The organism is Niameybacter massiliensis (assembly GCF_001282685.1).
Taxonomy (GTDB): domain Bacteria; phylum Bacillota; class Clostridia; order Lachnospirales; family Cellulosilyticaceae; genus Holtiella; species Holtiella tumoricola.
Genome location: NZ_LN875035.1, coordinates 109,948 through 131,388 on the forward strand (window position 1 = coordinate 109,948; position 21,441 = coordinate 131,388).

A 21,441-nucleotide genomic window follows, 5' to 3' on the forward strand; every position below is an offset into this window, starting at 1 on the left:
GGAGGTTAATCATGGGAAAAAGACAAGAAATAGAAATTTCAACGACTGAAGCTAAAAGACAAATGGATATTATTTCCCAATTATCACATCATATACGAGACAAAAATCTTAAATTCTGTATTACAACATTCGGTTGTCAGATGAACGCACACGATTCTGAAAAAATCCAGGGTATGCTTACCCAAATGGGCTACACTGAAACCGATAAAGAGGCAGAAGCGGACCTTATCCTTTATAATACATGCTGTGTAAGAGAAAATGCTGAAAACAAAATTTTTGGTAAGCTAGGTTATCTTAAAAAACTTAAGCGTTTAAAGCCAGATCTTATGATTGCTCTTTGTGGCTGTATGATGCAACAAGATATTATACTTGAAAACCTTAAGAAAAATTATCGTCATGTAGATATTATCTTCGGAACTTACAATATTTATAAGCTTCCTGAACTTTTACAAACACGTTTTGAAACAGGTAAAAAAGTTATTGATATTTGGGATTCTCATCAAGATATCGTTGAAGATTTACCAAGTGAGCGTAAATTCCTTTTCAAAGCTTGTGTTAACATTATGTATGGCTGTAATAACTTCTGTACATACTGTATCGTGCCTTATGTAAGAGGACGTGAAAGAAGTCGTGAGCCACAAGATATCTTGAAAGAAATACGTACACTTGTAGAAGATGGTGTAAAAGAAATTATGCTTCTTGGACAAAATGTTAACTCTTATGGCAAGACTCTAGATACACCAATGTCATTTGCAGACCTTATTCGTGAGGTAAATAAAATAGAAGGTCTTGAGCGTATCCGCTTTATGACTTCACATCCAAAAGATTTAAGTGATGATTTAATTGCTGCAATGGCTGAGTGTGATAAAGTATGTAACAGTTTACACCTTCCATTCCAAGCTGGTAGCACAAATGTTTTAACACGTATGAATCGTCGTTATACAAAGGAACAATATTTAGAACTTGTTAGAAAAGTTAAGGCGGCAATGCCAGACATTGCATTAACAACGGATATTATTGTAGCCTTCCCAGGTGAAACAGATGAAGATTTTGAAGAGACTATGGATGTTGTACGTCAAGTACGTTTTTCAGGGGCATTTACTTTCGTTTACTCAAAACGTACAGGTACACCAGCAGCAACTATGGAAGATCAAATTCCAGAAGAAGTATCAAAAGAGCGTTTTAATCGTCTTTTAGATCTTGTTAATAGTACACAAGCAGAACATATGCAATCCTTTATTGGTAAAGTGACAGATGTACTTTTAGAAGAAGTTAACAAACAGGATGCAACGCTTTTAAGTGGACGTACTTCAGAAGGTATACTTGTTCATGTTAAAGCGGACCAAAGCTTTATTGGTGAAATTGTTAATATTAAAATCATTAGTGCAAAAACACATTATTTAATGGGAGAACTTGTAAGTGATGAGTGTGAATAAATTAAATGTAACACCTATGATGAGACAGTACTTAGACATTAAAGATGAGAATCCTGATTGCGTAATCTTTTTCCGTATGGGTGACTTTTATGAGATGTTTTTTGAAGATGCAGTAACTGTTTCAAGAGAATTAGAAATCACTTTAACTGGTCGTGATTGTGGCTTGTCAGAACGTGCCCCTATGTGTGGGGTACCGTTCCACGCTGCAGATAACTACGTTGCACGTCTTGTAGAAAAAGGATTTAAAGTTGCAATCTGTGAACAATTAGAAGATCCTTCTACAACAAAAGGCCTTGTTAAACGTGGTGTTGTACGTATTGTTACACCAGGTACTATTTTAGAAGGTAGTACGATTCAAGAAGGTAAGAATAACTACATTACATCTCTTGTACGTACAGAAGATCACTATGGTCTAAGCCTCTGTGACGTTACAACAGGAGAATGGCTTGTAACAGAAGTAAGCATTGACCAAGGAGACCATAAACTTATGGATGAATTGGCAAAATTCGCACCTGTAGAGTGTCTTTTAGATCACCGTGTTTATACTGATACTAAATTACCAACACATTTAAAAGACCGTTTTAATGCATTAGTAGAAGAAATACCAGACCATGTTTTAGATTATGATTTATGTGAAAAGTTACTCCTTAATCATTTTCATATTTTAGGATTAGATGGTATTGGTCTGAGTAACCATCCAGCTTGTGTGCTTGCTTGTAGTAGCTTATTAAACTATTTAAAAGAAACACAAAAGAATGAGCTTTCTCATTTAGGTCAAATTACATTCTATAATGTAAATGAATTTATGCTTTTAGATAGCGCAACAAGACGTAACCTAGAACTTACAGAAACACTCCGTGAGAAAAAGCGTAAAGGTTCATTACTTCATGTCCTAGATCATACGCAAACAGCTATGGGAGCACGTTACCTCAGAAAGTGTGTAGAACAACCACTTATTCATCAAGAAGCCATTAATGCTAGACTCTCAGCAACTGAAGAACTTAAAGAAAGCTTATTTTTACGTGATGATATCAAAGCCTCATTAAGTGCTATTTATGATATGGAACGTCTTGTTGGACGTATTGCATATGGTACATGTAATGCAAAGGACCTTATTGCTCTAAAAGAGTCCTTACGTGTACTGCCAGAGCTTCACGGTCATTTAGAGACAACTACAAGTCATGCACTTCGTGCTATGTACAATAGTTTTGATGACTTAAGTGATTTATTTGAACGTATTGATGTCTCTATCATTGATGAACCACCTATTTCGTTACGTGAAGGTGGGCTAATTAAAGGTGGTTATAATCAAGAAATTGATGAATTACGTGATGTCAAAACTCATGGTACCAACTGGCTGCGTGATGTAGAAACTAAAGAAAAAGAACAAACAGGAATCAAAAACTTAAAAATTAAATATAACAAGGTATTTGGTTATTTCTTAGAGGTTACTCAGTCTTATAACCATTTAGTACCGGATTATTTTATTCGTAAGCAAACATTATCAAATTGTGAGCGTTACATTACAGAAGAACTTAAAACAATAGAAGAAAAAATCCTAGGGGCAGATGAGAAACTCCAAGCTTTAGAGTACAAGCTGTTTACAGAAATACGCGATTTTATAGCTGAACATATGGATCGTCTTTTACGTATGTCTCGTCTCGTTGCAGAACTAGATATGTTAACTTCTTTAGCGATTGCTGCGGAAGTGAATGGCTATGTCAAACCACTGATTGATGAATCAGATACTTTAAATATTGTGGGTGGACGCCATCCTGTAGTTGAAAAGATTATAGGACAGCATCAATTTATAGCAAATGATGTCTATCTCAATGAAACAGATCATCAAATTAATCTGATTACAGGACCGAACATGGCTGGTAAATCTACTTTTATGCGCCAAACAGCACTGATTGTTTTAATGGCACAAATGGGGTCCTTTGTTCCAGCAGAGTCTGCTCATATTGGTGTTGTAGATCGTATCTTTACACGTGTTGGAGCGTCAGACGATTTAGCCTCAGGTCAAAGTACATTTATGGTAGAAATGATGGAAGTATCTAATATCCTACATCATGCAACGAAGAAAAGCTTATTGATTTTAGATGAAATTGGTCGTGGAACAAGTACAATTGATGGTTTAAGTATTGCTTGGGCTATTATTGAACATATTGCAAACCATAATAAATTAGGCGCAAAAACACTTTTTGCCACTCATTATCATGAGCTTACTGAACTTGAAAAAACTATACCTTCTCTACGTAACTATTGTGTACAAGTTAAAGAAATGGGTGAAACCATTATCTTCTTACACAAAATCGTACCAGGTAGTGTCGATCATAGTTATGGTATTCAAGTAGCTCATCTTGCTGGACTACCAAAAGAAGTACTTGACCGTGCTCATGCCATTATGGCAGAAATAGAAGGTGAAAGTTCAAGAGATTTACGTGCTGTAGTTGAAACTTCTTCAAAAGCTGTGGAAGAACATAAATTACAAACGGAACAAAATACAGTACCAGCTTCTGCACACGTAGAAGCCTCACAAGCATCTCTAATAGCTGAACCTATTAGTCTAGCGCAAACTGTATCTCCCTCAGGACAAGTCTCCTTACTTGAGCCAGCACAAGCGACACCACCAGCTCAAATGAGCTTATTAGGAGGAAGTGACCTCCATGTGGAAATTATTGATGCATTAGAAGATGCAGATCTCATGAATATGACACCATTTGAGGCCATGCAACTATTATTTGAACTTAAAAATCAGCTAAATGGTAAAGGTTCTAAAAAGAAAAAATCTAGAAGGTAAGGAAGTGAGTAAATGACGCAAATTCAATTATTAGATACGCATACCATTAATAAGATTGCAGCTGGAGAAGTCGTTGAACGCCCTGCATCTGTTGTCAAAGAATTAGTTGAAAATAGTATTGATGCAAAAGCTTCTTCCATTACCATTGAAATTAAAAATGGTGGCGTTGACTTTATTCGTATTACGGATAATGGAAAAGGCATTCCAAAAGATGAAGTAGAAATTGCTTTTTTGCGTCATGCTACGAGTAAAATCACTTCAGCGGAAGACCTTGCCCATGTTTTATCTTTAGGTTTTCGTGGTGAAGCCCTGGCTAGTATTGCCTCTGTAGCCAAAGTAGAACTCCTTACAAAAACACCTAATGCTTTAACTGGCAAGAGAATAGAAGTAGAGGCAGGACAAATGCTTCATTCTGAAGAGATTGCCTGCCCTGTTGGTACAACCATTATTATGCGTCAGCTTTTTTACAATGTACCAGCACGTCGTGCTTTCTTAAAAGCAACGGCAACGGAGACAAGTAAAATTGCAGATGTTGTTTATAAATTAGCTTTAGCACACCCAGAGGTAGCCATTAAATATATTCAAAATAATAAACTTGTTTTCCAAACAGCAGGTAACTATGATTTAAAACGTTGTGTCTTTAGCCTCTATGGCAAAGATACAGCTAAAGATACACTAGAAATGCAATACGAAGAAGAAGGCATTCAAGTCTCAGGACTTATTGGGCTACCTACTTTGACACGTGCTAATAGACAATACGAACAGTTCTTTATTAATGGACGTACAGTGAAAAGTAATTTACTTCAAAAGGCTACAGAAGAGGCCTATAAAACACTTGTGACTATTGGCAAATTTCCTTTTGTTATTTTGCATCTTAACTTACCACCAGAAGAAGTTGATGTAAATGTTCATCCGACTAAATTAGAGGTACGCTTTAGTGAGAGTGAACGTGTTTATAATGCTGTATATAATGGTATTCGTAAACATTTACAAATAGAAAACCTAATCCCAGAGGTTAAAAGCCTTACTTCAACCCCCAATTATAAACCTGCGCCTATTCAGGCAACGGGTGATATTAAAGTTGAAAGTTTCTTTAATAAACCTCAGTTTAATAAGTCCTATGATCCAAGTAAGCTGGTTGAAGCACCCCTTAAACAAAAGGATGATTTTAATACAAGCCAATCAGTCTATCAACCACTCTTTGGGAAGAAGGTAGAAGAAGTACCTATAAGTCCATCATCATCTACTTATACCACAGAAGCGTTAGAACAAATGCCTATAAATAAAGAAGAAACCCTAGCTTTTACAGATAGTAATAGGGTAAGTGAAACACCATTTGTTCCAATGACAGGTGAACAGTCAGCTTTAACAACATCTAGAACCTTAGGCACAGCACAGGTAACCAATGAGTTGCCTTTAACAAGTGAAACAACATTAACGGATGAATCAAAAAAAATCACATCTGTTGTAGAAGTTATTGAAACGGAACCTTATAAACCTGTAGAAGGTGTGGATTATCAAATTATAGGTCAACTCTTTAATACGTATTGGATTTTAGAATATGGTAATGAAGTGTTACTCATGGACCAACATTCAGCCCATGAACGTGTCATGTATGACCAGTATATGAAAGACTTTACAACGAGCCATGTTTCGACACAGATTCTTCTAATGCCAGAGACACTTTATTTACCAAGTCAAGAACTTCTTTTTATTGAGACACATTTGGACCTTTTACAAAAACTTGGTTTTGGTATTGAGCTCTTTGGAGAATCTTCTATTATTATACGTGAAGTTCCTTATCTCTTTAATCAGCCTATGTCTTTAACAGCCTTTCGTGATATGCTAGATAGTATTGACGTAAAGAAAACCTCTAATCTCTATGAAATGAGAGAAGAACATATTATTCAGCTTTCATGTAAAAGTGCAATTAAAGCACATGATCAGCTTACTAGAGCGGAGTGTAAAGCACTCATTGAATCACTACTTACTTTAGAGAATCCTTATACTTGTCCACATGGTAGACCAACACTTGTTAAACTTAGTAAAACAGATATAGAAAAAATATTTAAACGAATTCAGTAGGTGACACTATGAAACAAAAACTTATACTCATTGCGGGGCCTACAGCTTCCGGAAAGACAAAATCAAGCGTACAGCTTGCAAAACGAATCAATGGCGAAATTATTTCTTGTGATTCTATGCAAATCTATAAAGGTATGGATATTGGAACAGCTAAAGTTACACAAGAGGAAACAGAAGGTATTCCACACTATATGATTGATTTGCTTGATCCAAGTGAAGGATGCAACATTGCGTGGTTTAAGGACGAAGTAGAAAAAGCTATCAAAACCATTGCTGCCAAAGGAAAGATACCGATATTAGTAGGTGGAACTGGTTTTTATCTCAATGCCATCTTATTTGATACACAGTTTGATGAAACAGAAGAAGACACAAGTTATAGAAAAGAATTAGAAGCGCTTGCAGATATCCACGGTGTAGAATATCTTCATAACAAGCTAAAAGAAGTAGATCCAACAAGTGCTAAAGCCATTCATGCCAATAATGTAAAGCGTGTGATACGTGCACTGGAGTATTATGCACAAACAGGTACACCTATTTCTTCTCATAATGCATCTGAAAAAGAAAAGCGTGCAGCACAAGTATCACCTTACAATTATCAATTCTTTGCACTTGATATGAATAGACAAACACTTTATAACCGTATTAATTTACGTATTGATCAAATGTTAGAAGAAGGGCTAGTAGAAGAAGTAAGGCATTTTTATGATGTTGGTTTACCGGAAGACTGTACAAGTATGAAGGCCATTGGCTATAAAGAATTTTTCCCTTATTTTAGAGGAGAAATGACATTAGATGCCTGTGTAGATAAACTTAAACAAAATACACGTCATTTTGCTAAGCGCCAATTAACTTGGTTCCGACATCAATCCAATCCTATATTTATTCAAGTAGATCAGTTAAGCTTTGATGCTGATGCTATAGTAAATGAAATGTCAAAATCTCTCCAAAATATTGTAGATTGACCCTATAATTAATTTGGAAATAGATGTATAATGTACTTAAATAAAGTGCATAATAGGAATAATGAATCTAGAAATTTTATGCAATATATAGACAAGTATAGTTTTATCCTATACAATGAACTTAATCAATTAAATCCTTAGGAGGGGTATGTTATTATGAGTAAAGCTATCAATCTTCAAGACTTACTTTTAAATCAATTAAGAAAAGATCGTATTGCAGTTACTGTATTCTTAACAAATGGTTTCCAAATTAAAGGAACAGTAAGAGGTTTCGACAATTTTGTTGTTTTACTTGATAGTGAAGGTAAACAACAAATGATCTACAAACATGCTATTTCTACAGTTTGTCCATCAAAAGTTGTTAATTTAAACATTTCAGCTCAATCTGAGTAAGCTATAATCGTATAAGTTATTTATAAGAGCATCTGGTATTGCATAATCAATACGGATGCTCTTATTTTATAAGTTTATTAACGGAATTATCAGATATACAATTATTCTGATAATTTAAATATCATAAAATATATATAAAAATAGACATAGGTTGAATCTAGATTTAAAATAGATGCTTATGAAGATCTTAATCATGCAATATTAGATATTAGGCACAGAAACCAATGTATTTATGATCCTGGAAATAGGATGGTAAAAATAGGTTTAAAATATAGAGTCTAAGATGCAGATTATTTATTAAAGTGATTAAAGATTTTAGATAGCATTTAAAAGATAAGCTATAAAATGTTAAAGGATCCAATAAAAATAAAGTAGTCATTTATTTTCTATAAGAAATCATATAATAAAAGGATATAAAATAAGAAGTATTATATAAGACAAAAATGGGTATAAAGAAGCACTTTCGTTTCCTTATATAAGCAAGTTTTCGTAAAACTTGTGTTTCGCGAATAGTTATTTATATAAGGAAAGCCCTCTTCTTATATAAATAACCCCACCTATAAGGCTCCTTGTTCTGCTATTGAACAGATTACTTTTATAGATGGGGTTTGTTTATGTACTTACATTCTAAACAAAGCCTTTGTAATTTCTAGATATGTTTCATCAGGTTCTAAAAATGTTGGTCTTGGTTTGCTCACAAACCCTATACGTTCGTAAAGACTCCAAGCCTTTTGATTAGCTGCTGTCGGCTCTACATAGCCTTTTGTGGCTAAGTTTAATTCAAACACTTGACCTATGGCATACTTTAATGCATAAGTTGCAATCTCTTTACCTTGTGCTTTAGGAATTAATTTGATATCAAATGATGCCAAATCATGTGCTTGGATGATGCTTCTTTAATTATTTTGCTCATATCTTTAGTAAATACCCTTGGTAGCTACCTGAGTACTTAAACCCTATTTTTTCAGCTTCTTCATATAAAATAGGATCTGTTTCATCTATAAAAAATACAATGCAGTTAATATGAGCTTCATGATCAAGGATATCAATAAAGGCAACATTAAGGAGTGCTTCATAAATTTTTTGAAGATTTGTTTGATCTTTTACAGATACACCAAATACTTCTGCCATATTATCTTTGCATAAACGTGTAAAGATACTTCCTAAAATCTGATCTTCATCCTTATAGATATGAATGTACCAATTATCAAAATCCTCACCTAGTCTCGTACTATTCCAATACATTCCCTGTGTGTATGTATCATGAAATGCAGCATATCTACTAAAATCTTCTTTTGATAAACGTGAAACATAAGAATGGTTCTTGGTACTTCTTTTAAAATGAGTCACATTCAATCGTAGATCATTACTTGCTTCAATACATGTATATCCATGAGCTTTTAACCACTGGATAGCCATTTTATTTTCTTTTGGATAACCCAATTGTACTTCAAACCCTTCATAATGTGTGTGTAAGTAGATAAGGAGTTCTTCCATTACTTTATCAAAGTGATTTAATACATATACTCTAGCCTGTATATACTTCTCAGGACGTTCCACATATAGATTTATAACACCTTTTAGAGTATTCTCTTCAAAATAGCCTAAGACTTCATCATCAACATAATTAAACCCATTTTTAAGACCAGCAGCTAAGTCTTCTTTTGTTTTTCTAAGAGGATAACACGTTGTATGTATTTCTTTGCAACATGCCCATGCAAAGTCTATTGTCTGATTAATTTCTTCCCATTCTATAGTTGTTAACATCTTCTACCCCCCTTTATATTTTATTGAATCTTATTTTGTAATAGCCATTCTATTGTATCAAGTAAGTGTTCAGCTATATAAATAGGTTTGACGTCCTTCTATTTATCTTTATATTTTCCTAACGCTTCTTCCCCAGCGCCAGTTATCACTAAAATAGCTTATGTAATTGTTGTTACCAATCGTTCCATCACGATCAATAAATAAAGCTTCTATTGTGTAAGGTATAAGTCCTCCTTATTTAACTTTATATAAAATTAAATGATTATATAATCTTTTAATTTCTAGTTTTACTATAACATTTATTATGAGACTAAAAAACATATTTTAATTAAAAATAATAAATTATTAAAACTTTAAAACAATATCTAGTAAATATTGTTTTATTTAGGATGACAACATATAATAGTTATATCCCCTATAGGGGGTTATAAAATATTCAGGAAGGATATGATATGATTCATACATTTCTATCACACTCAAAGGTTATTCTATTATTAGCATTTCCTGTAATTATCGAAAACATTTTACAAGTTTTATTAGGTACAACAGATACTTATTTTGCAGGCAAGCTTGCACCAGAGGCTATTGCAGCAATTGGCTCTGTAAATTTGGTTATGAATATTTTTATTGCTTTTATTACCACTATTAGTGTAGGGGCTAGTGCTATTATTGCACGTTACATAGGATTAAAAGAGCTAAAAAAAGCAAAGGTAAGTATGCAACAAGCAATAATCCTAGCATGTAGTATTGGGTTAGTGCTTGGCCTTCTAAGCTTTATTGTAGCTAAACCACTACTCTTACTTTTAGGTACAGAAACAAATGTTTTAAAATATGCCATTCCGTACTTTTATACAGTAGGTATTCCATGCGTCTTTTTAAGCTTAATGATGATTCTATCGAGTACACTTAGGAGTATGGGCGATACAAAAACACCGATGATTGCTGCAGTTGTTGCTAATCTACTTAATATGATTCTAAACTATGTTTTAATTTTTGGACTTTTTAATATACCTGGACTAGGGATAGTTGGTGCAGGGCTTGCTACTACTCTTTCTAGGATTGTAGCAGTCAGTATTTTAATCTTTAAACTTTATCATGGAAATAGAATAATTAAATTTCAGCTAAGAGATTGCTGGATATTAGATAAAAAGGTTTTTCTATCTATCTTAGGCATAGGTATGCCTGCAGGTATTGAGAAGTTAATTATGCGTGCAGGACAAATGGTCTATGGATCTGTCATTCTTTCATTAGGCACAAGTGCTTATGTGGCACACAATATTGCAGGGACTATCGAAAGCTACTCCTACTTACCAGCAATGGGATTTGGCATTGCTGCGGCTACTTTAGTGGGGCAAAGCTTAGGTGCTAAAAACGTCCAATTGGCCAAACAATATGGATTAGTGGCTAATATACTTTCTACAATTGTTATGATTCTAATAGGTCTCTTTTTCTTTACTACTGCTCCGATACTTGCAAGTCTATTTACTAATGATATGGAAATCCAAAGCCTTGTTGTAAATGTTTTAAGAATTATTGCTTTATTCCAACCGTTTCTATCCATTACAAATGTTATTGCTAGTGCACTTCAAGGCGCAGGAGATACCAAATTCCCAATGTATGCGACTCTTATAGGGGTATGGGGGATACGCGTAGTATTTGGTTATTTTTTTGCCGTTATCTTTAACTTAGGACTTGTTGGGATATGGCTTGCTTATTCTCTAGATATTTTACTTCGAGGACTTCTACTTATGTATCGCTTTTTAAGAGGAAAATGGTATACTACTATTGTGCTTGAATAGTGAAAGCGAAAAGGAGATGAATCAGTGAAAAAACATAGCCATCCCAATCAAAAACAAGTGATTAATCGTTTATCACGTATTATTGGACATACAGAAGCTATTAAGAGAATGTGTATTGAAGAAAAAGATTGTACTGAAGTTCTCATACAAATAGCTGCTGTCAAATCTGCCTTAAATAATCTAGGAAAACTTATTTTACAAGAACATATTGAACATTGTGTCGTACATGCTATTGAAGAAGGTAATACAGAAGCGCTTGATGACCTTTACGAAGCTTTAAATAAGTTTGTTAAATAATAAAACCACCTATTAAGTTTAGGCAACTTATAGGTGGTTTTAGTTTACAATTCTAAGATATAATGAGTAGTTGTTTCTTTTATCTGTTGAAAGCCTAATTTTTCATAAAGCTTCTTTGCCCTAACATTTTGCTTAAAGCATCCGATACCGACTCTCATGTTATTTTGGTTTGCTGTTTTTAAAATATCTTTTAAGATAGAGCTACCAATTTGTTTACCTTGATATTCTGGTAGGAGCTCTAACGCGATAACATCTATTTTATGATCGTTAATAAAGGTTTTTAATAGGCCAATAGCTATACCTTTATAGAAGATGACCTGATGAGTTTTAGTGTCAAAGGAATTTGCAAAGAAAGCTTGCTGATTCTATAGGATACCATTTATATTTTATATCTCTAAACTACCTTGTGTCGTATTGATTTATTAATAAGTCTTTTGCTAATAGATTTGCTCTTTTTAGATAATAATCAAAGTAATGATCTCTCTCTTTATCTGGATTTAGGAGTTCTTGTTCAATGAACTCAATACATTCATTTAAGCAAGCTAATTTAATATCCCATATAAACTGTTCATAGGACAAGTGGGTACGTACTAATTGCTTATAAACATTTTCAAGAAAAAGCATTCTTAGGTTATCTGTCATATAAAAAGGATCATCAACCTCTGCTCCGTGTGCAATAAGTCTTGCAACATCTAGTGCATAAGGCATAATCCCACCAAAAGCCCAATCGATAAAGGTTACATTATCTTCATTATATAAGGCATTACATTGAAGTAAGTCACCATTACAAAGTGTTCTTGGGCAAGTACGTTGCCTTGCCAAAAAAAGGTCATAGGCCTCTTTAAGTTGTGGAAGTTCTTTTAAACATTGTCTACGTCTATTAATACGCTCCCAATATTGCTCAAAACGATCATCTAGCTTAGTTACCTCAAAATTTTGTTCTTGCCAATAGGTATTAAATATTTTTGCAAGTTCTCTTGCACAAGCAAGGGCTATAGATTCATTGAATTGTTTAAGATCACGCCCTTGGATATGTTCGAGAAGAATCCAAGTTGTATCTTGTTCTTCTATATAACCTAATAGACGAGGTACAGCAAAATCACATGCACCTAAAAAATTCTCATAAATAGCTGCTTCCTTACGCTTGGTACGCTTTAGAACATATGTTCCCTCTTTGGTAATAAGTTGATAAACATCATATGTACGCCCTTCTGGTTCTGAATGATCGTAATAATATCCTATTTTTATAAGATGTAACTCAGGTTTAATCTTATGACACAACATTTCAAGTTCTTTATAATCAGATGGATCATCAATCCATATAGGTTGGCAAGTCATTTGTTCGTGTGATTTATTAAGCATAAAGTGATTCTCTCCTTTATTAGTGGGTTTATGCGATAAGGCTACTGACCACTTTGTCTATTATAGTTGCGAAAACACATCGCCTTACATTCAAACATCTTAAAGCGTTTATAAAAGGCTGTAACTTCTTCATCACAAAGTAAATCTATCATATAAAGATGTTGAAGGCTTTCAAGCATGTGTTTAACTAATTCGGTTCCAATTCCTTGCTTTTGATAACTTGGTAAAACCTCTAAAAAAGGAATATAAGCACTTAATACATCATCTGAAATGGCTGTTATAAACCCTATAACCTGTTCAGTATCTTGGTCTATAGCTAACCAGACATAACTACTTTTTTCTAGAAGCTCCTTATGTTTGGTAATAGAGGGGGGATTAGGCCATCCCACAAAAAATCCGTCTAATTGACTATCATCAATATGGTCTAGGCTTGTCGTATATCTAATCATTATGATTCTCCTTTAAATAGTTTATGTATTTGTACGTTAAATCTTATATTAATTAATCTGAATTTTTATATATTAATTATAGTATATTATAAAAATAAATCATAACGTAAAAATACACTATATTTCGTGTTGGAATCATAAAATCATCGTCAATTTTTAACCTATATAGGGCTTTTCCTTATGCTATAGATTGGAAAAGCCCTTTTCTTTATTTTTCTAGACGGGTAAATAGGAGTTTAAGCTCTGGTAATGTCGTTTCTTTTAAACTTATAGGTTGCCAAGTTACATCCTCTAAATCTAAGAAGTTTCTGACCTCTTGTGAGGAAAAAGGTAAGAAAGGGTTTAATAAGTTACTGATATTAGCTATACAGTAAGTACATTGATAAAGTGTATGGTAGCAGCGATCAGGCGCATCTTTAAAAGTTGACCAAGGTCTTTCTTCATCAAAGTACTTATTGGTTGCACGTATAAACTCAAAAATGTATTTGAGTGCAGCTTTGAATTCACCTTTTTCAATACATACACCAACTGCTTCATAAAGTGTATGAATCCTATCCATTAAATGTGACTCTACTTCACACGTTCTAATTTCACCCCTAAAGCTTTTCTTAATAAATGCTAATGTGCGATTGACTAAATTACCATAAGCGCCTACTAAGTCTGCATTGTTTAAATTGACAAGTTCTTTACAAGAAAAGTCTGCATCTCGCTTTTCAGGTCCATTGGCAAGTAAGATATAGCGAATACTGTCTGGATGATAAGTCTCTATAAGATCTTCTACCCAGATTGCCCAATTTTCACTGGTTGAAAGTTTACGGCCTTCTAGAGTAATATACTCACTAGAAATAATATGACTTGGCAAGCCATCTATACCTAAACCTATAAGTAGTGCTGGCAAAATCACATTATGAAATGGAATATTATCTTTGCCATGTACATAGTAAGAACGTGTCTCGGCATTCCAAAAGTCTTCAAAATCTTTTCCATGTGTGGATGCCCATTTTTTGCTTGCTGTAAAATAGCCTAATATGGCATCAATCCAAACGTAAATCTTTTTATCTTCGTAACCTGTAATAGGCACATCTATGCCCCATGGTAAGTCTCTCGTAATGGCTCGGTCTTGAAGACCTTCATTAATGTATCGTTCGGCTGTCTGTAGTGCATTGAATCGCCAATTTTCTTGGTTCTTTTTAACATAAGCTCTAAGCTCTTCTTCAAACTTAGAAAGTGCAAAATAAAGTTGTTTAGTCGGTTTCACAATAGGGGTATGACCACATGTTTTACATACTCTTTCACTTAAGTCGAGAGGATCAAGTAAACTTTGGCAATAATCACACTGGTCTCCTCTTGCAGTCTGCCCACATATTGGACATTTACCTTCTACATAGCGATCTGGAAGAAACTGCTTACATACTTCACAATAGACTTGATCGATAATCTTTTCATAAATATAACCTCTCTCATAAAGGGTTTTAATAATGTCTTTAACTTCCTCTTTGTGGTAAGAATGATCTGTACGTGTATACAGGTCATAAGAAAAACCTAATTTATCAAAGCAATGTACAAAAGACTGATGATACTTTGTAGCAATTGCTATGGGTTCTATGCCCTCTTTCTTTGCTCTTACCGATATAGGTGTTCCATGACAATCACTACCAGATACATAAAGTACTTGGTCTCCTTTTTGCCTATGGTATCTAGCGAGTACATCTCCTGGTACAAGTGCTGCGATTCTTCCTACGTGTAATGTGCCATTCGCATATGGCCATGCGCCTCCAATTAAAATATTCATCTGATACGCCTCCTTAAATTAATCTTTTTTGAACAATAAAAAAGACCTCGTTCTATAGCTATTTACTATAGAGACGAGGTCGTTATAGACTCGTGGTACCACTCTAATTCACTTATACTTCACAGTATAAGCCTCTTCAAGTACGGCATCTTTAAGATGATTATACTCTATCGCTATAACAGGCGAACCTGTTGCACTCTAAATTTAAGAAATGACTTAAACTGTCGAGGGCACTACTCCAAGGCCATTTTCGATCTAGTAGACTTTGCTTCTTTTCAGCTTCCGAAGCTCTCTGTAAAAGACATTCTAAATGTACTTTCCTTTTCAATGTATTTGAGTTAATTAAATTTTATTGAATATTAGCATAGATACAAATTGCTGTCAAGATGGTTCTATTTATAATATATATTTAAAAGTCTCTTAAAGTGCATACTTTAATTACTTGGAAGTCATATGGAGTCTAAAATAAAAATATCTACTAGGCTATTAGTTAGCAATAGTAGATATCACAAAATACATTAATAAATTAAGTAAACTGTTTTTTTTCATAATGCTTTTAAACCTCTTTTCTTTTTGAATCTTCTACCCTTTTTTCGGGTAGATTTATAATTATAGGCCTTAGAGGTTTAAAAGACAAGTGAGAAATACTGGCAATGCCTTAAAGCATACCCAATATAAACTGTTGTAGGACTAAGTAGGTTTTAATATCCAATTTCGAACCGCTTTCAAGGATCTTTTGAGCCTCTTCTTTAGATACAAGTATAGGTTCTATTGTTTCATCTGCTTCTAAATACTCTGTAGAAACGGCTCCTTTACAAGTACAATAAACAAGGGTTACAGACTCATCAGTCATACCTGCTGATAAATAGAGTTTATCTTGTAAGTGAGTAACTTCTATAAGCTCAAGTCCCGTTTCTTCTCTTAGTTCACGTCCTATTGTACTGTTTGCATCTTCACCTTCATCGATAAGACCTGCTGGAAGTTCATAGATAAAGTCATTGAGTGGCATACGGAATTGTCTAATGAGTACAAGCTGATGTGTCTCTTGGTGAATAGCTACAAGTACAACAGCATCTGTTTTTTCTTCTCCATGATTGAAGTAAAGGTTTTCGAGATCTTCATAGCTTTTGCGTGAAGCAATGATCCAGTGTTTAGGTTCACCTTTACGATTCTTATATTCAGCATCATAAAGACTTAAAAAACGTGTTTTTGCAAGGGCTGTGAGTCTTTCCATTTTTGGTGATTCCATTAAAGGTCATCCTTTCTATTCCTTTAAAGATTATTATTAAACTGATCCCATCATATCAAAATTTAGATTAAAATTCAAATTATTATCTTCAACTTCTTGAATAAATGACCATTTTTGAACTCAAGAACATATGTTCGAATATGTTTTAAAGGGCACTTTTTCACCTTTATAGAGGGTATTTTCAATAATAAAACAGGAGTAATTGCTTATTTTAGCATCTACTCCTGTTTACTTCTTACATAATAGAATTATAATCTTCAATAAAGCCTTGACCTAAAACTTCTCGTACATCTGCTATGGTTACAAAGGCTTTTGGATCAATTTCTTGAATGAGATTACGCAAATCAGAAATTTGCTTTTGAGAAACAACAACAAAAAGCATTTCTTTGGTATGCTTGGTATACATCCCTCTTGCACTTAAGCCTGTTACACCACGGACAATTTGTTCCATAATCCCTTTGGCGATGGCATCATTTTTTTCAGACATAATAAAGACGGCTTTGGCATAATGTAGACCTGCTAAAACGTTATTGACAATACGTGTACTTACAAAGACAGCAACGATGGCATACATAGCCTTATCTGCACCAAATACAAAAAGTCCTGTAAGGATAATTAGACCATCAATCCCAAGCATTAATTTGGCTATAGGAAATTTAGGATGGTTGAAACGAATAATAGATGCAAGCATATCTGTTCCACCTGTACTTGCCGAACTTCGAAGGACAAAGCCTATCCCTAACCCGGAAAGAGCACCACCAAACAAACAACATACTAAAAGATCATCTCCTACCCAAAATGGATTAGGAATATGTTCTACAATGGCTAAGGCTACAGATAAACTAAGTACAGCAACTGCTGATTTCTTAGCAAAGGCAAACCCACGTTGCTTAATGCTTATGAGAAAAAGAGGGATATTAAGGACAATGGTGGTCATCCATAGAGGAATAGAGAAACCTAAGAATGCACCGGATACATTTTGTAGAATAATCCCGATCCCAGAAATTCCTCCTGTTACAAGTCCATTAGGTGCTAAAAACCAGTTCACACCGAAAGCAACTAATAAGGTTCCAATAATAATAAAGGCATATTCTTTTACAAGTCTAGATTGTTTCATCATCTTCTCCTTGTCTTGGCACATTTTTTCAATCAAAAAAACACTTACCATTAGTGTAATGCGTAAGTGTTTTTTTATACGTTTTAAAGAAGAATCCCTTAATTTTTTGTAAAATGGATTTGTTTTGTATAGCCAACTAACTGATAGCCGATGGCTTCATACATTTTGTTGGAGATAGGATTATCTCTATCTGCAAAAAGCGCAACAAAGTCATGGCCTTCATCTAAAAGTCTTTGACTAATTGTGCCTACACAGGCTGTAGCATAATGTTGGTTTCTAAAGTAAGGTGGGGTATAAACATTTGAAATGACGATTCCATTTTTAAGTTGGCGCCCTTTGCCTACCATAGATACAGGGTGGTTATCTTTCCATATATAAAACCTTTCATTTTCAAGACTTGTTTCTATGCTCTTAACAATGGTATCAAAGGATGATGGAGGCAAATGACACTCTTTAATAAAGTGTTCTTGCCAATAAGGAAGATAAGAAAGCGCATCTAATGTTGCACATTCTAAAGAACCTTTAATAGCTTGATAAGCATTGACGGTAGTAAGTTTATAGGCATTAAGTCTCATTATTATTTTACTTAGTTGACGTGTATACGTACAATAAAATAAACTAAAGGTCTCTGCAGTCTCATCTTCACCGATAACACCTGGTATACTTATTTTTTTCTCATAAAGTGTTTTAGCTAAAAACTGTAATGCTTCTTGTGCTTTAGCCTTTGGAGGTGTGTAGAGGCAAAGATTAAAAGGTGGTGTATGAACAGCTATGACAAGGATGTTACCAGCTTCATCTTTGACTGTTGCCATAAAACTTCCTTCTATAGGACTTTTTTCTAATCTTAATATATTGCCAACAAGTAAGTTATTTGCTGCTTCATTTTTAAGTAACATAGGAAATGTTTCTTCTTTAAAATGTGTTGCATTCTCATAAATGGTATAATACATTCTTCTTGCCCCCTCACTTAACCTTTAAACTTACAAATTATAAATTCTAAAAATAATTATAAAAAAGTAAAATTATTCTGTAATTAGTATTTTTGATTATATAGTGCATTTAGTATTTTGTAAAGACTATATCTTTTACATGCCCGATAAGTTTATACCCCATTTTTTGATAGACCTTATTTGAGGAGATATTATTTCTATCTGCATACAGTACAGTAAAGGTATTTCCTTCAGCTAAAAGTTTCTCACTTAAAGCAGCAACACAACTAGATGCATATTGCTTTCCACGATAATAAGGTGGGGTATAAACTTAACATACTGCACATCCATTCATAAATTGTCTGCCTTTAGCTGCAATAGAAACGGGATGGTCATCTTCCCATATGTAGGCGAATTGATGTTTAATAATATGCTCGATAGCCCTAAAGTTCTGCATCAATGTTGATGTAGGGAAATGACAATCTTTCTGAAAGTCTCTTAACCAATAAGGTAAAAAGTATAAATCTTCATAAGTTATGGGTCTTAACCGTCCCTTAGCTTTTACTAGAGGTATAAGCTCTGTTAACTTATACACATTAAGATACATACGTACTCTTGGACGCACGTTTTGATAGATGCTATAAAATGTACTAAATACATCAATTAGATGCTCATTCCCTACAATCCCTTGGAAAGCAATTTGTCTTTCAACCATTATTTTAGCTAAAAAGCTTAATACCTCTTGACACTTGGTATCTTCCTTTGCATAAATACAAAGACTATATGGTGTAACTTTTCCGATAATAGCTTGTATTTCACCCTTCTCACTCTTCACGGTACCCATGACATGATCTTCTAGATGTGTGTATTCATATTTGAGTATACTTGCAATAAGTAAGTTGTTCTCTGCTTCATTTTCAAGTAGTACAGGCAAAGTTTCTTCTTTAAAAAGTAATGTATCATGATAGGAGGTATAGAAATACATGGAGCTACTCCTTTCTTTTTAATAAAAAACCGTAGTGCTATTCTAAAAAGAAATAGCTCTACGGTCAAAGTTTTATCAAGAATATATCTCTAACATATGATACTTATTTTAAATTTATACATTAAATTTACTATGATTTATTCTGGCTGAATAGGAATATGTTTAAAGGCACCTACATCAAAGAGCCCTCTATCTGTCAATTTAAGCTCTGGAATAACAGGGAGTGCCATAAAGGCTAAAGTTAAGAATGGATCAATCTTATCATTAATTCCCAAAGTTTTTGCAACCGCTAAAAGGGCTGCTAGTTTATCCGTTACTTGGCTCGCACTTAAGTGGCTCATAAGTCCTGCAATTGGAAGGTTGAGGTGATCGACGACTTTTCCTTCTGATACAATGACAATCCCCCCTTGTTTTTCAATGAGTGTATTCACTGCAAGCACCATATCTTGGTCATTATCCCCTACACATACAATGTTATGGGAGTCATGAGCAATGGTTTGAGCAATGGCACCTTTACGGATATTAAAGTTCTTGATAATGGCAAGACCTTTTTGGCCTGTGCGGTGGTGACGTTCAAATACAGCAAGCTTTGAATAGGTTTCATTTGCTTTAAAGTGACCCGCTTCGGTTGGTACTTCACAAACTAATTTACTTGTGAGAATTTGGAAGTCAATAAGTCCCATAACATAGGCTTGATTACCTACTAATGGAATCACTAAGTCTTCTTCTTTGATCGGGTCACAATTAACGGAATTGAAAATACCTGGTATTTCTTCATAACGTCTATCTACATTATTAAGTAGAGTTGAACCTACATTTTCGCCTGCTATATATTGCCAGTTTCCATTAGTCATAACATGAGTAGGGCTTATTGCTTGTAAATCATCAAAGATAACAAGATCTGCATCGTAACCTGGTGCAAGTGCCCCCTTCTTATTTAAGTGGTAAAGGCGTGCTGGATAGTAAGTTGCCATACAAATGGCTTCAATTGGATCAATACCAAGGGCAATGCTTTCACGAATATTACTATTGATATGACCATCTTTAAAGATATGTTCAATATGTTTGTCATCTGTACAAAATACACAGCGATCAAGTGGTAAGTTAGTCTTTACCAGCTCACTAACAATATCATAGAGATTATTCGCTGCAGAACCTTTACGAATTTGTACGGCCATTCCTAAACGCAAACGTTGTAATACCTCATCCATTTCACTACACTCATGATCTGTTTGAATGCCTGAAAAGGCATAAGCAACTAAGTCATCACCTTTTAATCCAGGTGCGTGACCATCTATCACTTTATCACCAGCCACTTTAAGTTTAGCATGAACATTAGGGTCTCCAAACAAAACACCAGGGAAGTTCATCATTTCGCCAAGACCTAAAATACGTGGGTGATCCATTAAAACTTGTAAATCCTCTGCTTCTAAAATAGCACCACTACTTTCCATTGGTGTTGCTGGTACACAAGATGGCATCATATAGTAAATAGAAACAGGTAAATTTTCGCTTTCTTTAAGCATATAACGAATACCATTTAAACCACTTACATTGGCAATCTCATGTGGATCTGCAATTAATGTAGTTGTTCCAAAAGGTAGTACTGTATGGCTGAAGGCATAAGGGGAGATCATACTGGACTCAATATGGATATGGCTATCGATAAAACCAGGTACAACGAAGCGCCCTGATAAGTCTTGCTCTTCGACTCCAACATAAGATCCAATCCCAATAATGCGTCCGTCACAGATAGCTAAGTCACCTTCTATCCATTCTTTTGTAAATACATTTAAGATTTTAGCATTTTTTAATACGAGATCAGCTTTTTGAAGCTTACGGCATACATCTAAATAGCGTTTCATAGTACGAGTCTCCTTTGCGCTAGGTTTTTATTTTTTAACGATTATATTAGCAGAAAAAACTCAACTTGTCATTAATTTTTTTCACGTCTACAAAAAGTTCCAAAAGTGTGTCTATTTAGGCAGCTTCATGCTAAGTCTAGCCAATCTAAAA

17 protein-coding genes, 2 pseudogenes and 1 other annotated feature are annotated in these 21,441 nt (G+C 34.2%); of the genes and pseudogenes, 7 read left to right on the plus strand and 12 right to left on the minus strand.

Annotated features, from left to right (window positions below; all coding sequences use genetic code 11):
- The first annotated feature begins 11 nt into the window (after positions 1–11).
- The 5 genes from miaB (at position 12) to hfq (ending at position 7,679) form a co-directional block, all read left to right on the plus strand.
- A complete protein-coding gene (gene miaB, locus BN2390_RS06125; RefSeq protein WP_053983478.1) occupies positions 12–1,436 on the plus strand; it encodes a tRNA (N6-isopentenyl adenosine(37)-C2)-methylthiotransferase MiaB in 1,425 nt (474 codons plus the stop codon).
- Positions 1,423–4,239 carry a DNA mismatch repair protein MutS gene (gene mutS / locus BN2390_RS06130; RefSeq protein WP_408633737.1) on the plus strand — a complete coding sequence of 939 codons (2,817 nt, stop codon included), beginning with the start codon at positions 1,423–1,425 and terminating at the stop codon, positions 4,237–4,239. The genes miaB and mutS overlap by 14 nt, the downstream gene beginning before the upstream one ends.
- 12 nt (positions 4,240–4,251) lie before the next feature.
- Positions 4,252–6,324, plus strand: coding sequence for a DNA mismatch repair endonuclease MutL (gene mutL / locus BN2390_RS06135; RefSeq protein ID WP_053983479.1), 2,073 nt, complete (start codon positions 4,252–4,254; stop codon positions 6,322–6,324).
- Positions 6,325–6,332: 8 nt separating this feature from the next.
- Positions 6,333–7,286, plus strand: coding sequence for a tRNA (adenosine(37)-N6)-dimethylallyltransferase MiaA (gene miaA / locus BN2390_RS06140; RefSeq protein WP_053983480.1), 954 nt, complete (start codon positions 6,333–6,335; stop codon positions 7,284–7,286).
- 156 nt (positions 7,287–7,442) lie between these two features.
- The gene (gene hfq / locus BN2390_RS06145; protein ID WP_082238629.1) at positions 7,443–7,679 is read left to right on the plus strand and encodes an RNA chaperone Hfq; all 237 of its coding nucleotides are present in this window, start codon (positions 7,443–7,445) and stop codon (positions 7,677–7,679) included.
- 620 nt (positions 7,680–8,299) lie between these two features.
- Here hfq and BN2390_RS06150 read toward each other — a convergent pair.
- Together BN2390_RS06150 and BN2390_RS06155 are read right to left on the minus strand one after the other, a co-directional pair.
- A complete protein-coding gene (locus BN2390_RS06150) occupies positions 8,300–8,551 on the minus strand; it encodes a GNAT family N-acetyltransferase (RefSeq protein ID WP_053983482.1) in 252 nt (83 codons plus the stop codon).
- Positions 8,552–8,588: 37 nt separating this feature from the next.
- The gene (locus BN2390_RS06155; RefSeq protein WP_053983483.1) at positions 8,589–9,446 is read right to left on the minus strand and encodes a hypothetical protein; all 858 of its coding nucleotides are present in this window, start codon (positions 9,444–9,446) and stop codon (positions 8,589–8,591) included.
- Between the two features lie 452 nt (positions 9,447–9,898).
- On the opposite strand from BN2390_RS06155, the gene BN2390_RS06160 reads away from it, so the two are divergent.
- Together BN2390_RS06160 and BN2390_RS06165 are read left to right on the plus strand one after the other, a co-directional pair.
- A complete protein-coding gene (locus tag BN2390_RS06160; protein WP_053983484.1) occupies positions 9,899–11,245 on the plus strand; it encodes an MATE family efflux transporter in 1,347 nt (448 codons plus the stop codon).
- A 24-nt stretch (positions 11,246–11,269) separates the two neighbouring features.
- Positions 11,270–11,542, plus strand: a complete 273-nt coding sequence (locus BN2390_RS06165; RefSeq protein ID WP_053983485.1) for a metal-sensing transcriptional repressor — start codon at positions 11,270–11,272, stop codon at positions 11,540–11,542.
- Positions 11,543–11,586: 44 nt separating this feature from the next.
- Here BN2390_RS06165 and BN2390_RS22390 read toward each other — a convergent pair.
- The 10 genes and pseudogenes from BN2390_RS22390 to ade all read right to left on the minus strand — a co-directional run.
- Positions 11,587–11,859: pseudogene (locus tag BN2390_RS22390) on the minus strand (GNAT family N-acetyltransferase); the annotation flags it as partial.
- 82 nt (positions 11,860–11,941) lie between these two features.
- On the minus strand, positions 11,942–12,904 hold the full coding sequence (locus BN2390_RS06170; protein ID WP_053983486.1) for a phosphotransferase family protein: 963 nt from the start codon (positions 12,902–12,904) through the stop codon (positions 11,942–11,944).
- A gap of 41 nt (positions 12,905–12,945) precedes the next feature.
- The gene (locus tag BN2390_RS06175; RefSeq protein WP_154668785.1) at positions 12,946–13,353 is read right to left on the minus strand and encodes a GNAT family N-acetyltransferase; all 408 of its coding nucleotides are present in this window, start codon (positions 13,351–13,353) and stop codon (positions 12,946–12,948) included.
- Between the two features lie 208 nt (positions 13,354–13,561).
- On the minus strand, positions 13,562–15,145 hold the full coding sequence (gene metG / locus BN2390_RS06180) for a methionine--tRNA ligase (RefSeq protein WP_053983487.1): 1,584 nt from the start codon (positions 15,143–15,145) through the stop codon (positions 13,562–13,564).
- A gap of 66 nt (positions 15,146–15,211) precedes the next feature.
- Positions 15,212–15,482: a binding site (T-box leader), on the minus strand.
- Between the two features lie 321 nt (positions 15,483–15,803).
- Complete coding sequence (locus BN2390_RS06185; RefSeq protein WP_053983488.1) at positions 15,804–16,394, minus strand: NUDIX hydrolase; 591 nt, start codon at positions 16,392–16,394, stop codon at positions 15,804–15,806.
- A 235-nt stretch (positions 16,395–16,629) separates the two neighbouring features.
- Positions 16,630–17,511 (minus strand): YitT family protein, encoded by an 882-nt coding sequence (locus BN2390_RS06190; RefSeq protein ID WP_053983489.1) that lies wholly within the window; start codon positions 17,509–17,511, stop codon positions 16,630–16,632.
- Positions 17,512–17,609: 98 nt separating this feature from the next.
- The gene (locus BN2390_RS06195) at positions 17,610–18,461 is read right to left on the minus strand and encodes a GNAT family N-acetyltransferase (protein WP_053983490.1); all 852 of its coding nucleotides are present in this window, start codon (positions 18,459–18,461) and stop codon (positions 17,610–17,612) included.
- A 109-nt stretch (positions 18,462–18,570) separates the two neighbouring features.
- Positions 18,571–18,759: pseudogene (locus BN2390_RS22395) on the minus strand (GNAT family N-acetyltransferase); the annotation flags it as partial.
- A 12-nt stretch (positions 18,760–18,771) separates the two neighbouring features.
- The gene (locus BN2390_RS06200) at positions 18,772–19,425 is read right to left on the minus strand and encodes a hypothetical protein (RefSeq protein WP_053983491.1); all 654 of its coding nucleotides are present in this window, start codon (positions 19,423–19,425) and stop codon (positions 18,772–18,774) included.
- A gap of 137 nt (positions 19,426–19,562) precedes the next feature.
- Positions 19,563–21,290 (minus strand): adenine deaminase, encoded by a 1,728-nt coding sequence (ade, locus tag BN2390_RS06205; protein ID WP_053983492.1) that lies wholly within the window; start codon positions 21,288–21,290, stop codon positions 19,563–19,565.
- Positions 21,291–21,441: the final 151 nt, after the last annotated feature.